The organism is Streptomyces sp. NPDC036822 (assembly GCF_055609145.1).
This window is the reverse complement of sequence record NZ_JBVJPY010000008.1, coordinates 101,782-115,094: the sequence shown is the minus strand read 5'-3', so window position 1 is coordinate 115,094 and position 13,313 is coordinate 101,782. Positions and strand designations below refer to the sequence as shown.

The following is a 13,313-nucleotide window of genomic DNA, read 5'->3' as shown; positions in this document are numbered from 1 at the left end:
CGAAGCGGGCAGTGCCCGGGTTGCGGATGCCGCGAGTGCAGGGCAGGCGCGATCAAGAGCGGTGCGAATCGGTCAAGTACTCAAGTCCCTGCCGATCATGGAGAACGGTCCGGGAGGATGGCAGGCGATGGACATGACTTCTTCCCGCCCGGAGGGCCCTCCGGACGGTTACGGGCCCTTCGCGCATCTCACCGCCCCGAACGTGCTGCTCTACCGCTCGGTGATGCGTGCCTTCCTCGTGGCCAAGGAGCGGTTCGCCGTGCATCTGCGGCCCGAGGACGTGTACGCCGCGCTGCCCGCCGCCGTACGGCCCGGCGAGTTGGAGGGTGTCGTCGGCGCACTGGACAAGCTGGTCGAGTGGGGGAACCTGCGCGCCGACCCGGACACCGGGCGGGTCACGGCCGTCGAGGACTTCTACCGCAAGCGGTACATCTACCAGCTCACCCGGGAGGGCGAGGCGGCCGAGGAGGCCCTGTCCGCCTACGACGAGGCGCTCGGGCGGCGGGGTGCGCTCCAGGCCGTCGCGCTGCACGACATCGTCACCCAGCTCCGCGCCCTCCTCGTGCTGGCGGCCGAGGAGGCGCCGGATCCGGCCAAGACGCATCTCGCGCTGGACGGGCTCGCCAGTCGGTTCGGAGCGCTCGCCGACAACGCGCGGGCCTTCATGGGGTCCCTGCAGCGGACCATCGACCTCCACGACGTGGGGGAGGAGGTCTTCCTCGCCTACAAGGACCAGCTCATCCAGTACCTGGAACGGTTCATCCAGGACCTCATCACCCTCGGCGGCCGCATCGCCCGGCTGATCCTGGAGCTGGAGGAGGGCGGGAGCATCGAGGCGCTGCTGCGGGCCGCCGCCGCCCGGGAGGCCGCCGACGCCACGCCGCAGGAGGCCACGTACGCCGAGCAGGCCGCCTACGAGCGGTGGGCCGGCCGGTGGGCCGGGCTGGCGGCCTGGTTCCTCAGCCGGGACGGCCGGGAATCGCAGGCCCGGCTGCTGCGCGGCCGTGCGCTCGGGGCCGTACCCCAGCTGCTCGCCGTCGTACGGTCGCTGAACGAGCGGCGGGCAGGGCGTTCCGACCGGTCCGCCGACTTCCGTACGCTCGCCCGCTGGTTCGCCGAGGCCCCCGACGACGAGTCCCGGCACCGGCTGTGGCGCACCGCCTTCGGGCTGTACCCGGCCCGGCACCTCACGGTCGACGCCGAGACGCTGGCCGCCCGCGCCGCCCGGCCCGATCCCGCGTCCACCCCATGGGCCGACGCCGAGCCGCTGCGCATCAGCCCGCAGCTGCGCCGTACCGGCAGCTACGAGCGGCGCGGCAAGCCCCGCAAGGTGGAGGACCGCCAGGAAGCGCGCCGCAGGCTCGCCGAGGTGGCCGTCAAGCAGGCCGCGGAGATCGCGGCCGCGCGGGCCCGGCTCGTCACCGACGGCATCACCCGCCTGTCCGCGCTCGGGGAGCTCGACCCCGTCAGCTTCCGGCTCTTCCTCCAGCTCCTCGGGGACGCCCTGGCCACCTGGCGGCCCGGTATGACGCACACGGTGGCCACCAGCAACGACGGGTCCATGGAGATCCGACTCACCGCCTTGACCGATGGATCCGCGGCCGAGGTCCGCACGCCGGGCGGCATCTTCCGCGGCCCTGACCACACCATCGAGATCATCGATCTGGCGGAAGGAGACGACGGACTGTGAGTACTCCGCTCGCCGAAGTGCTGGACGGGCAGCACGCCGCGGAACTGCGCAAGGCCGCCCGCGCTCTGCTGAAGCAGCCTCTGCTGCTCGCCGTCGGCGCGTACGCCGACGAGTTCCGTCTCGTCCGGCGGCACGCCTCCGACCTGCGCGAGTGGTTCGACCGCAACACCGGCTGGTCCCTCCAGGTCGACGCCGAGACCGCCCGGCTGGGCAAGATCCCCGCCCACCTCGCCGACGCCACCCACCCCGCCCGCGAGGCCACGCGCAGCGCCGCCCCCTTCACCCGCCGCCGGTACGTCCTGCTCTGCCTCGCCCTCGCCGCCCTCGAACGCGGCGAGGCGCAGATCGCGCTCGGCCGCCTCGCCGACCAGGTCGTCCTCGACGCCGCTGATCCGCAGCTGGCCGCGACGGGCATCCAGTTCACCCTGGACCGCCGCGACGAGCGCCTCGACCTCGCCGCCGTCGTACGCCTCCTGCTCAGCCTCGGAGTACTGCGGCGCGTCGCCGGCGACGAAGAGGCGTACGTCAGCGGCGCCGGAGACGTCCTGTACGACGTCGAACGGCGGGTGCTCGCCGGGCTGCTCGCGACCCGACGCGGCCCGTCCACCATCCGGGCCGCCACCCTGGACGAGCGGCTCGTCGGGCTCACCGCCGAAACGGCCCTCGACAGTGACGAACTCCGGTTCCGGGCGATGCGCCGCTCGCTGACCCGCCGACTGCTGGACGACCCCGTGCTCTACTACGACGAACTGACCGACGCCGAGCTGGGCTACCTCACCCGCCAGCGCGGTTTCCTCACCGCACGCATCACCGAACTGACGGGCCTGGTGGCCGAGGTCAGGGCCGAAGGCATCGCCATGGTCGACCCCGACGACGACCTCACCGACGTCCGCATGCCGGAATCCGGCACCCACGGTCACGTCACCCTGCTGCTCGCCGAGTTCCTCACGAGGGCCGAAGGCATGGTCGTCTCCACGGCAGACCTTGAGCGCCGCGTCGCCGGACTGGCCGCCGAACACGGAGGCTTCTGGGCCAAGTCGGCCCGCGAGCCGGGAGCCGAGGGTGAGCTCGTGGAGCAGGCCGTCAGTCGGCTCGCCGCCCTGGGCCTGGTCTCCCGTACTCCTGACGGGGTGGTGCCGCGCCCGGCGCTCGCCCGGTACGCGGTCGGCGAGACCGTCGTACTCGAACCCCGCACAATCGGCACCGCTCAGGTGCCCGCACAGCGAAAGGCCCACCAGCGTTGACCCCCCGTGCCGTACTCCCGGTCCCCGCGCGCGCCCGCTGGCAGCCCCTGCGGATCGGTCTTGTCGATCTTTTCCATTACGACGTGGAGGAGTTCCACTTCCGCGACGGGCGGCTGCTGCTCCGGGGGAACAACGGCACCGGCAAGTCGAAGGTGCTCGCCCTGACCCTGCCCTTCCTCCTCGACGGGGACCTGAGCGCGCGCCGGGTGGAGCCCGACGGCGACGCCGGAAAGAGGATGGAGTGGAATCTGCTGCTCGGCGGAGAGCACCCCCACTCCGAACGGCTCGGCTACACCTGGGCGGAGTTCGGCCGCCGCGACGAGGTGAGCGGCGAGGAGCAGTTCCGTACGCTCCTCTGCGGGCTCAAGGCCGTCAGCGGGCGCGGCATCGCCCGGCACTGGTGGGCGGTGACCGCCCAGCGGATCGACCACGCACCGTCCGGGGCGGTGTCGGAGGGGTCGCTCAGCCTCCTCGACGCCACCGGCACGGTGTTGTCCCGGGACCGGCTCATCGAGGCGGTCGCGGGACACGGAATGGTCTACGACCAGGCCAAGACCTATCGCCGGGCCGTCGACGAGGCGCTCTTCGGGCTCGGGGAGCAGCGCTACGGCGCCCTCGTGGACCTGCTCATCCAGCTGCGCCAGCCCCAACTGTCCAAACGCCCCAACGAAGCCGCCCTCTCCCGCGCCCTCACCGAAGCGCTCCCGCCCATGGACCAGGCCGTCATCGCCGATGTGGCCGAGGCCTTCCGCTCCCTGGACGAGGAGAAGGAGGAGCTACGGGCCGCCGGCGCGGCCGAGCGCGCGGCCTCCGCGTTCCTCGACCACTACCGGCGCTACGCCCGCATCGCCTCCCGTCGCCGCGCACGCCTCCCGCGCAGCGAGCACTCGAAGTACGAGCACCTGCTGCGCGACCTCGCCGAGGCACAGGCCGAGAAGGCCGCGGCCGAGGAGGAGCGTGCGGCAGCCGATGAGCGGATCGCCGCGCTCACCGAGACGCAGGCCCGACTGGAGGCCGTCGACGCGGCCCTGCGTGAGGGCCCGGAAATGCGCAGCGCTCATGAGCTGGAGCGGGCTGCAAAGGTGTTGGAACGGTGCGGGCAGGACAGCGCACGCGCACGCGCCGACCGGGAGGAGGCCGCGCTGCTGCACACACGGGCGCTCGGCCGCCTCACAGCGGCGGAGAACCGGCTTCAGGCCGCCGGGCACCGAGTCGAGGACACGCTTCGCCTCGCGCGGGAGACTGCCGAGGCGGCCCGGCTGGACCTGCCCGGGGACGAGGGGCTGACGCCGGCCGAACTGCGCGCCGCTGTGTCCGAGGCGACCGACCGCCGACACCGCGCCCTCGCGCACGTCGAGGAGCTCGCGGACCGCGCCGAGGCGGCGGCGGCGGAGCGCCGGGCCGCCGCACTGCGGCTCGACGAGACGGAAACCGACCTGGCGCACGCCGCCGAGGAACAGGGCGCGGCCGACGAGACGGTGACGGCCGCGGGCCGGGCCCTGGTGGACGCCGTGCGCGAGCACGCGGGCCGGTGCGAGGAGCTCGCGTACGCCGACCCGGTCGGACTGTTGGACGAGCTCCAGGAGTGGACCCGGCACCAGGACGGGCCCTACCCGGCACGCCGGCACGGATCGGACGCGCACAGCGCCACGGCAGCGGTACTCGCCGACCAGGCGGCGCAATCAGCGCAGCGCAGGGCAGCCCTGGCGGCCCGTGCCCGAGGCGCGGAGCAGGAGCTTGCCGAGCTGGAGGCCGGCGGCCGCCGGGGACCGCAGGCCCCGTACACCCGGAACCCCGGTCTGCGCGATCAGGCCTCGGGCGCCCCGCTGTGGCGGCTGGTCGACTTCCGGGACGAGGTCGCGGACCGGGAGCGCGCCGGCCTGGAGGCGGCCCTGGAGGCGTCCGGGCTGCTGGACGCGTGGGTGCGCCCCGACGGCGCGGCCCTGGCGGCGGACGGTCACGACGTACTCCTCGACGCGCGGACGGGGCCGGTCGACGGGCCATCGCTCGCCGACGTGCTGCGCCCGGCCGTCGACCACGGCGATGCCCAGGCGGCCCACGTGGGTGAGGAGACCGTGGGCCGACTCCTCTCGGCGATCGGCCTGGGCGCGGTCGCAGGGAACGCGGAGGCGGGCGCCGGGTCAGGGGGCACCGAGCCGACGGCGGGCACGTGGGCCGCTCCGGACGGACGCTACCGCGCAGGCGTCCTCATCGGCCGGTGGGCCAAGCCTGCGGCCGAGTACATCGGCGAGGGCGCCCGGGAAGCCGCGCGGCGCACCCGTATCACCACCCTGCGCGCCGAGCTGTCGCTTCTCCAGGGGGAGGCGGCATCCGAGGCCGTGCACGCGCAGGCTCTGGAGACCCGGCGCCGTACGCTCGACGCCGAACTGGCCACGGTGCCCGACGACGCGCCGCTGACCCGGGCGCACGCCCGCGCGGCGGCTGCCGCCGACACCGCGCGCCGGGCCAGGTCCCGGCGTGAGGCACGAGCCGCCGACGCGCTGGCCGCAGCCGAGCGGTCGGAGCTGGCGAGCGCCGAGCTCCAGGAGGCCGCCGCCGATCTGGGGCTGCCCCCGGACCGGCCGGCGCTGGCCGTCGTACGGCAGGCCCTCGTCGAACTCGCGGCCGTCCTGGCCGCACTCTGGCCCGCCCTGCGCGAGCGGACCGAAGCGGCACGGCAGGCGCAGGAGGAGCGTGAGGAAGCCGGCCGGGCAGGGGAGCGCACCGCCGAACTCGCTCTGCGCGCGGAGGAGGCCGCCCGCGAGGCGGCAGCCGCGGACGAGCGGCTCGCCACGCTGCGCTCGACCGTGGGCGCGGCCGTGGCCGAGTTGGAACGGCGGCTGGCGGAGACCGCGGAGGCCCTGCGCGGCTGCGCTGCCGATCAGCGGTCGTCCCAGGACCGTCGCACGGAGGCGGACCGGCGGGCCAACCGGGCCGAAGGCGGGATCGTACAGCTGGAGAAGGCCGTCACCGATGCTGCCGCCGCGCGCTCCGAGGCCGTCGCCGCGCTCCAGCGCTTCACGGCTACCGGGCTGGTCACGGTCGCACTTCCCGAACTCGCCGTACCGGACGCCGCCGACGGCCCTTGGGCGGCCACCCCGGCCATCGCCCTCGCCCGTTCCCTCGAAGCGGAGCTGTCGACGACGGACGACTCGGACGGTGCTTGGGAGCGCGTACAGCGGCGTCTGAGCGAAGAGCTCAAAACCCTTCAGGACGCGCTGTCCCGGCACGGCCATACCGCCTCGGCCCGGATGGTCGAGGACGGGATGATCGTCGACATCGTCTACCAGGGCCGCGAACGCGCCGTACCCGAACTCGCCGAGGCACTGGCGGTCGAGGTCGGCGAACTCACCCGCATCCTCTCCGCGAACGAACGAGAAATCCTCGAAACCCACCTCATCACCGAGGTCGCGGGCACTCTTCAGGAGCTGATCGCGACCGCCGAACGGCACGTGCTCGCCATGAACGCCGAGCTGGAGGACCGTCCGACCTCCACCGGCATGACCTTGCGCCTGGTGTGGCGGGCCTCCCGCAAGGCACCTGCCGGCCTTGCCCAGGCCCGTGGCCGACTGCTCCAGACAGCCGACGCCTGGACTCCCGAGGACCGGGCCGCGGTCGGGGAGTTCCTGCAGACGCAGATCGCCCGTCAGCAGACCGAGGACGCGGCCGGCAGCTGGCTGGAACACCTCACGGCGGCGCTCGACTACCGTTCCTGGCACGAGTTCGCCGTCGAGCGGCAGCAGCACGGTCGCTGGGTGCCTGCCACCGGTCCCGCGTCCGGAGGCGAACGCGTCCTGGCGGTCTCCGTGCCCTTGTTCGCCGCGGCCTCCTCGCACTACGCGAGCGCGGCCAGCCCGTACGCACCACGACTCGTCACCCTGGACGAGGCGTTCGCGGGCGTCGACGACGACTCGCGCGCCAAGTGCCTCGGCCTCCTGCACGCCTTCGACCTGGATGTGGTCATGACCAGCGAGCGGGAATGGGCCTGCTATCCGCAGGTACCGGGCATCGCCATCGCCCAGCTGTCCCGGGTCGACGAGGTGGCCGCCGTTCTGGTCACCCGCTGGGAATGGGACGGCACGGCTCGTACCCGTCACGAGGACCCGGTGCGCACGCCGGACCCGGAGCCCCTGTGGACGTGAACAGGCCTCCGGTCGACGAAGCCCGCCTGCGCCGTCTCCTCGGCGGGCCCGATCTGGCCTGGCTGCTGGAGCGCGTACGCCGCCGGCTGGAGCGCGGACAGTCCCTCACCGGACCCGTCTCTCTGGCCGTGCCGACCCCGGCCCAACGGGCCGCGGCCGAGCGGCTGCTGGGCCGGGCCCCGGGTGATGGCAAGGCGCTGACGGTCCGGCTCGACGCCGTGGACGCCGTACTGGTCAGATCAGGCGTCAGCCCCGAGGGGCTGACGGCTGCTGTGACGACGCTCACCGGGCCCGTCATCTCTCTCGAAGAGGTCCGCCGGAGTGAGGATCAGGCCTGGGCGGAGGCCTACGCTCCGCTCACCGGGCTCGCCGGAGAGGTTCAGTCCCTCGAGGAATGGGCCGGCCGGGTACGCGAAGACGGCCTTGTGCGGCGTCTCGCCCGTACGCCTGAGGCCGCCCGACCGCTGCTCGATCAGGTGGCTCGCGTCCTGCGGGAACTGCCGGCCGAGCCGCCGCGCTCCCTCTCCGTGTTCGCCGCGGACATCCTGGGCAGCGCCCACGCACTGGACGACGGCACACCCCCGGCGACGCTCTGCCTCTCCGGCATCCGTGCCCTCACCGGACATCCGGACGGGGCGGGCGCAGCCTGGCGACGGGCCGCCTGGGCCTCCGCCGGCCTTCTCCGTGACGACGTCTCCTCCACAGTCCTCACCCTCAACCTCCGAGGGACCCCCGCTTTGGACTGGATGGCCGACATGGGGGAGCCGTGTGTACTCACCCTTCGCCAGCTCGCGCACCATCCGCCCCGGACCACGCCGCCGGTGGTCCACATCTGTGAGAATCCCGCCGTTCTGTCGGCCGCGGCCGACACCTACGGCCCGGACGCCCTTCCGCTGGTCTGCCTCCAGGGCCAGCCGTCGGCTGCCGCCCTGGCCCTCCTGGCGCACCTCCACGAGCTCCGTACCGAATTCCGCTACCACGGCGACTTCGACTGGGGCGGCTTGCGCATCGCCACGACGCTGCACCAGCACGTGCCGTGGCAGCCATGGCGCTACACAGCCGAGGAATACCGTGCGGCGGTAGCCGCTGCCGGTTCTGCTCCCCTGCCTCTGACCGGGATGTCGGCTCTGTCGCCATGGGATCCGGATCTGGCGACTGCCCTCGCTGAGCACGGTGTGCGTATAGAGGAGGAGGCTGTTCTGGACTCGTTGCTGGCAGACCTCGGGTAGGACGTGCGGCTGGTGAGACATGCGACGTGCCGAGACCGGGACCGACGCCAGGACCAGTGACGCTCGTTTGACGCACGGACTCTCACGAGGGGCTGTGAATGGCGATCCATGTGGCCTTTGACCTGCTACTTTGCTGGCCGATCCCGATTCGTAGGTGCTCTCGATGACGCACCACGTGGAGTGCGTCGCGATCCTTGAGCCGGTGAAGAAGGACGCCTGACCTGCGGTGCCGCGACCAGCGCCTCCGGTGCGCACCTCTGGAAACCGACTGCCGGTGCGCGGAGGTCGGTTGAGAGCCTGAGCGGCGCCGGAAACCCGCCGCCGCAACGCCGTTCGACGCGTCGGCGGCGGGCCCTGCCGTGCCGCGCGCGTCTCGTGCTTGTCGGTCCGGTCGGACGACGGTCCCGCCCGGCCATGCCCCCGGGATCGGCGCCCGATGCTCCCGTGGGCGTCGGCCGCGCAGGGGAGGGACACTGGAAGCCAGGGCCCCCCGGGCACGGGGACGTGAGCCAGCGTGTGGGCTTGTCCTGGAGCTGGGGTGCTGCTGTGAACGATCGACGCGGTGACCGGGACGCGCAGGGGCGTCGGATGCTGGCCGGGCTGCTGCACGAGAGCCATCTGATGGCGTTCGAGCACCTGCCGGCCAAGGCGGCCGCGCAGGGTGCGGAGGCCGGCTTCAGCCAGGTGCTCATCTACCTCACCGACCTGCGGGGCGACGTACTGCGCCTGGCCGGCGTCGACGGCCTCGATCCCGGACAGGCCGCCGTGGGGATGGGCGAGGACACGGAGCTCAGGGTCGAGGGGACGGTGGCCGGGCGGGCCTACCAGTACGGGGAGATCCTGGCCGGCGCCGAGGCGGGCGAGGAAGGAGCCCACTGGTGGGTGCCGCTGCTGGACGGCACGGAACGCATGGGCGTCCTGCGGGTCACCACCACCCTCGACGATCCACGAGCCCGGGAGGACATGCGCCTGCTCTCCGCCCTGGTGGCCCTGCTCATCGACAGCAAGCGCCGCAGCAGCGACACCCATGCGCGACTGACCCGCACCGAGCCGCTGAACATCGCGGCCGAGATGCAGTGGCACCTGATGCCCCCTCCCACCTACGCCGACGGGCGGGTGGTGATCGCCGCCGCGATGGAGCCGGCCTCGCGCATCAGCGGCGACGCCTACGACTACGCCACCGCCGGCCCCGTGGTGCACCTGTCGCTCTTCGACGCGATGGGACACGACACCGCGGCGGGGCTGACCGCCCACCTCGCGATGGGCGTCTGCCGGAACTCCCGCCGACAGGGCGCGGGCCTCGTCGAGACCAGCGAGCGGATCGAGCGGGCACTCATCGAGCAGTACGGCAGGAGCAGGTACGCGACCGGTGTCCTCGCCGATCTCGACACCCGTACGGGCGCCCTGACCTGGGTCAACCGGGGCCACCACCCACCTCTGATCATCAGAGGCGGCCGGTGGAGCACGCTCCTGCACTGCCCACCCTCGCACCCCATGGGTACCGCGCTGGGGCTGCCCACCGTCCTGTGCCACGACCAGCTGGAGCCCGGCGACCGGATCGTGTTCTACACCGACGGCATCACCGAGGCGCGAGGGGGCGGCGACCAGGAGTTCGGCCTGGAGCGGTTCACCGACTTCCTCATCCGCCACCACGCCGACGGGCTGCCCGTACCGGAGACGCTTCGCCGCCTCATCCATGCCGTCCTCGACCACCACGCCGGCAACCTCCAGGACGATGCCACCGTCCTCTTCTGCGAGTGGCTGGGCGCCACCGCCGCGCCGACGGTCCGGGCGGCCGCCCTGGCCGGCCTCCCGCCCCGTGAACCGGCGGGCGGTCAGCGGACGAACGACCGGACCTGGCCGTAGACGGTCGCGTCGGTGTGCAACCGGGTGTGGCCGAGGCACGCCGTTCTGGTGTTGGCCGCGCCGGTCAGGGCGACGCTGCTGTCCGGGTTGACGACGGTGTCGCAGGGCGACCACCAGGTCGCGTACCGCGAAGCACCGGGGGTCTCGTCGCCGGCGTTGAGCGCGTTGAGGAAGGCGGAACCGGGGCGCATCTCGGCGCAGGAGGCACCTCCGCAGAAGTACGCGAGGTCCGTGCCGTGGTTCGGCCCGCCCAACGAGACCCAGGCGTCGACCTTGGCGTCGCCGCCGAGGTTCTTCGTGTAGTAGCGCGAGGAGAGGCCGCCCATGGAGTGGGTGACGACGTCGACCTTCGCCGCTCCCGTGGCGGCGAGGACGCGGTCGATCTCCTGGGCGAGCTGCGTGGCGGTGGTGGCGTTGGACTGGTTGGTGTCGTAGCTCCACTGGTGGAGGCGGCCCGCCGGCCAGCCGTCGGCGGCGAAGCGGCCGGCCATGGTGTTCCACGTGGAGCCGCTGGAGTTCCAGCCGTGCACGAAGACGATCGGATCGGGAGCCGCGGCGGCGGGCTTCGCGTCCGCCGAGGGGGCGTTGAAGCCGAGACCGATGAGGGCGCCGAAGGCGAGGGTGCCGAGGGCGGTACGGCGCGGGACGCGCATGTCGGTACTCCTGTACGAGGGGGGCGGGCCGAGGGAGCGTGGTGAGGGGGACCGGCGCCTCGCGGGGGAGGAGGCGGACGGGGAGTCGCTGCACCGGAGGTCACAACGACGGCCGGCCGCTCAGGTTGTCGTGCTGTACTCCGCTCGCGTGCCTGCCCCGATGCCGCGAGGAAGCTGTGGCGGGGCAGGGGGCGGAGCGGGCCGTGGCCACGCGCGGCCCGCCCCACCCGAAGGCCGGGGCCTGCGCCCCGGCCTTCAGAAGCGGGTGAAGAGGAGTCGGTTCGGGGAGCCGGGCCCGGGGTCCTCGATCCGGTTGCCGGTGGCCCGGCCGACGAGTGCGTCGCGGACCTGGGCGGGGGTCGCCGAGGGGTGGGTGTGGAGGTAGAGGGCGGCGGCGCCGGCGGTGTGCGGGGACGCCATGGAGGTGCCGCTGATCGTGCGGGTGGCCGTGTCGCTGTCCGTCCAGGCGCTGGTGATGTCGACGCCGGGGGCGAACAGGTCCAGGCAGGTGCCGTAGTTGGAGAAGGAGGCCCGCCGGTCGGAGTCGTCGGTGGCTCCGACGGTGATGGCCGTGGGGACCCGCGCCGGTGAGACGTCGCAGGCGTCCTCGGGCCGTCCCAGGAAGTCGCCGTTGCCGGCTGCGACGGCGTAGGTGACGCCCGCGGCGATGGAGTTCGTCACGGCCTCGTCGAGGGTCGGGTCGACACCGCCACCCAGGCTCATGTTCGCCACGGCCGGCTTGACGGCGTTCTCGGTGACCCAGTCCACGCCCGCGATGACACCCGAGAGGGATCCCGAACCCTCGCAGTCCAGCACGCGCACGCCGACGACCCGGGCTCGTTTCGCGACGCCGAAGGTGTTGCCGGCGGCCGTGGCCGCCACATGCGTGCCGTGCCCCTGGCAGTCGTTGCCGTTCTGGCCGTCGCCGACGGTGTCGGTCCCGATGGAGGCACGGCCTCCGAAGTCCTGGTGCGAGGCGCGCACACCGGTGTCGATGACGTACACGCGGACGTTCCGTGCTCTGTTGTCCCAGGTGTAGGTGTGGTTCAGGGGCAATCGCCGCTGGTCGATGCGGTCAAGGCCCCAAGGTGCGTCGGTCTGTTCGCCGGACACGGTGACCCTCGCGTCCTGTTCGACGCGCGCGACACGTGGGTCCGCGGCCAGCTCACGCGCCTGCGTGTGCGTCATCTCCGCGGCGAAGCCATTCAAGGCCGCGCGGTAGACATGGGTGACGCGCCCGTCGGTGCGGTGGGTCAGTGCGGCGGCGAGCCCTTCGGTGGACCTGGTTCCGTGCTTGAGGGTGACGATCCAACTGCCGGTGATCGCACGCTCGGCGGCGGCGAGCCGGACGTCTCCGGCGGGAGCCGCGCCGCGGGCGGGAGAGCCCGCGAACTGTATGCCCAGAACCAGCAGAACGGCGGTGAGCACAGCGCTTGTTCGGTGTGTGGGGGGACGCATGTGGTGCATCGAACCTTTCGTCGAGGATGCCGGACACGTGGGTACGGCCGTGGAACCCCTGGTCAGCCGCACGCGGGCATGAAGGCGTGCGGGCGCGACGAGGACGCGTGCGGTGAGGTGCGGAGGAGGGCCGGGGAGGTGCGCGCACGGCCGCGACACCAGCGGGCGCCGGCGACGGGGCGCCACCAAGGGTCGAGAGGGCTCAGGACGACGGTGATCTGCCTGCCTGAAAGTCTGCTCGTCACGCCACAGAGAGTCAAGAGGCGTGTACGGAGCGTGAAGAGCGGCAGGTGTACTCCCGTACGCGTCGACCGGTCGCCTCGGACGGGTTTGATCCGACGGACTCGGCTAAGTCGTCGTCAAGGGTGGGCGCCGGGGCCGGATCCATACGGGTGGTAGCCGAGTCGTGACGTGTCGCTGTTGGGCCGAACGAGTGAGGGGCGCGAGGATGGGACACATGAGTAGGTACGAGAGGTACGACGTCACCGACGAGCAGTGGGAGGGCCTGGCCCAGGTCGTGCCCCTGAGGGGCCGTGACGAATGGCCGTCCAGGGTGGATCACCGCGCGCTTCCCGAGCAGTATGAGGCCGCCGAGCAGCGCCGCATGATCGTCCTGCGCGTGCAGGTGTTCGCCGACGCCCGAGAGGTCGCCGAATACCTCATCGCCCAGATCCCCGTCCTGCTGGACCTGACCGGCGCCGACACCGACGTCGCCAAGCGCATCCTCGACTTCAGCAGCGGAGTCGTCTTCGGTCTCGGCAGCGGTATGCACCGGGTGGACCGCAACGTCTTCCTGCTGGCACCGGCCGGCACCGAGGTGGAGGGCACGGCGGCGGCGTCGGATGAGGACGAGGTGGGAGCCGGCGTCCCCCGATCGTAGGAAGGGCGTCACGGCGTAACGGTTCGTCATGCAACGGTCTGCGTACGGTCCGATCATGGACTTCTCCGGCAGCCTCACGCCTGATTCCGTTGCTTCCGTGACCGCCCCTTCCACAGCCACAGCCACAGCCACAGCCACCGTCGACGCCCCT

At 72.7% G+C, this 13,313-nt stretch carries 8 protein-coding genes; 6 read left to right on the top strand and 2 right to left on the bottom strand.

Features of this window, described 5'->3' with window-relative positions:
* The first annotated feature begins 127 nt into the window (after positions 1 to 127).
* The 5 genes from ACZ68P_RS20170 to ACZ68P_RS20150 all read left to right on the top strand — a co-directional run bounded on the left by ACZ68P_RS20170 (position 128) and on the right by ACZ68P_RS20150 (position 10,171).
* Positions 128 to 1,690 carry a TIGR02677 family protein gene (locus ACZ68P_RS20170; RefSeq protein ID WP_471007920.1) on the top strand — a complete coding sequence of 521 codons (1,563 nt, stop codon included), beginning with the start codon at positions 128 to 130 and terminating at the stop codon, positions 1,688 to 1,690.
* Complete coding sequence (locus tag ACZ68P_RS20165; protein ID WP_471007918.1) at positions 1,687 to 2,934, top strand: TIGR02678 family protein; 1,248 nt, start codon at positions 1,687 to 1,689, stop codon at positions 2,932 to 2,934. The genes ACZ68P_RS20170 and ACZ68P_RS20165 overlap by 4 nt, the downstream gene beginning before the upstream one ends.
* Positions 2,931 to 7,076, top strand: coding sequence for a TIGR02680 family protein (locus ACZ68P_RS20160; RefSeq protein ID WP_471007917.1), 4,146 nt, complete (start codon positions 2,931 to 2,933; stop codon positions 7,074 to 7,076). Before ACZ68P_RS20165 ends, ACZ68P_RS20160 begins: the two co-directional genes overlap by 4 nt.
* On the top strand, positions 7,073 to 8,305 hold the full coding sequence (locus tag ACZ68P_RS20155; protein ID WP_471007914.1) for a TIGR02679 family protein: 1,233 nt from the start codon (positions 7,073 to 7,075) through the stop codon (positions 8,303 to 8,305). Before ACZ68P_RS20160 ends, ACZ68P_RS20155 begins: the two co-directional genes overlap by 4 nt.
* Positions 8,306 to 8,893: 588 nt before the next feature.
* Positions 8,894 to 10,171 (top strand): PP2C family protein-serine/threonine phosphatase, encoded by a 1,278-nt coding sequence (locus ACZ68P_RS20150; RefSeq protein WP_471008228.1) that lies wholly within the window; start codon positions 8,894 to 8,896, stop codon positions 10,169 to 10,171.
* Here the strand turns inward: ACZ68P_RS20150 and ACZ68P_RS20145 are convergent.
* The gene (locus ACZ68P_RS20145) at positions 10,141 to 10,824 is read right to left on the bottom strand and encodes an esterase/lipase family protein (protein ID WP_471007912.1); all 684 of its coding nucleotides are present in this window, start codon (positions 10,822 to 10,824) and stop codon (positions 10,141 to 10,143) included. The two genes, ACZ68P_RS20150 and ACZ68P_RS20145, sit on opposite strands and share 31 nt — an antisense overlap.
* Positions 10,825 to 11,079: 255 nt before the next feature.
* The gene (locus ACZ68P_RS20140) at positions 11,080 to 12,291 is read right to left on the bottom strand and encodes a S8 family peptidase (RefSeq protein ID WP_471007910.1); all 1,212 of its coding nucleotides are present in this window, start codon (positions 12,289 to 12,291) and stop codon (positions 11,080 to 11,082) included.
* Positions 12,292 to 12,739: 448 nt separating this feature from the next.
* Here ACZ68P_RS20140 and ACZ68P_RS20135 point away from each other — a divergent pair, with 448 nt between their 5' ends.
* Positions 12,740 to 13,162: a cell division protein SepF gene (locus ACZ68P_RS20135; RefSeq protein WP_471007908.1), complete on the top strand. Its 423-nt coding sequence runs from the start codon at positions 12,740 to 12,742 to the stop codon at positions 13,160 to 13,162.
* Positions 13,163 to 13,313: the final 151 nt, after the last annotated feature.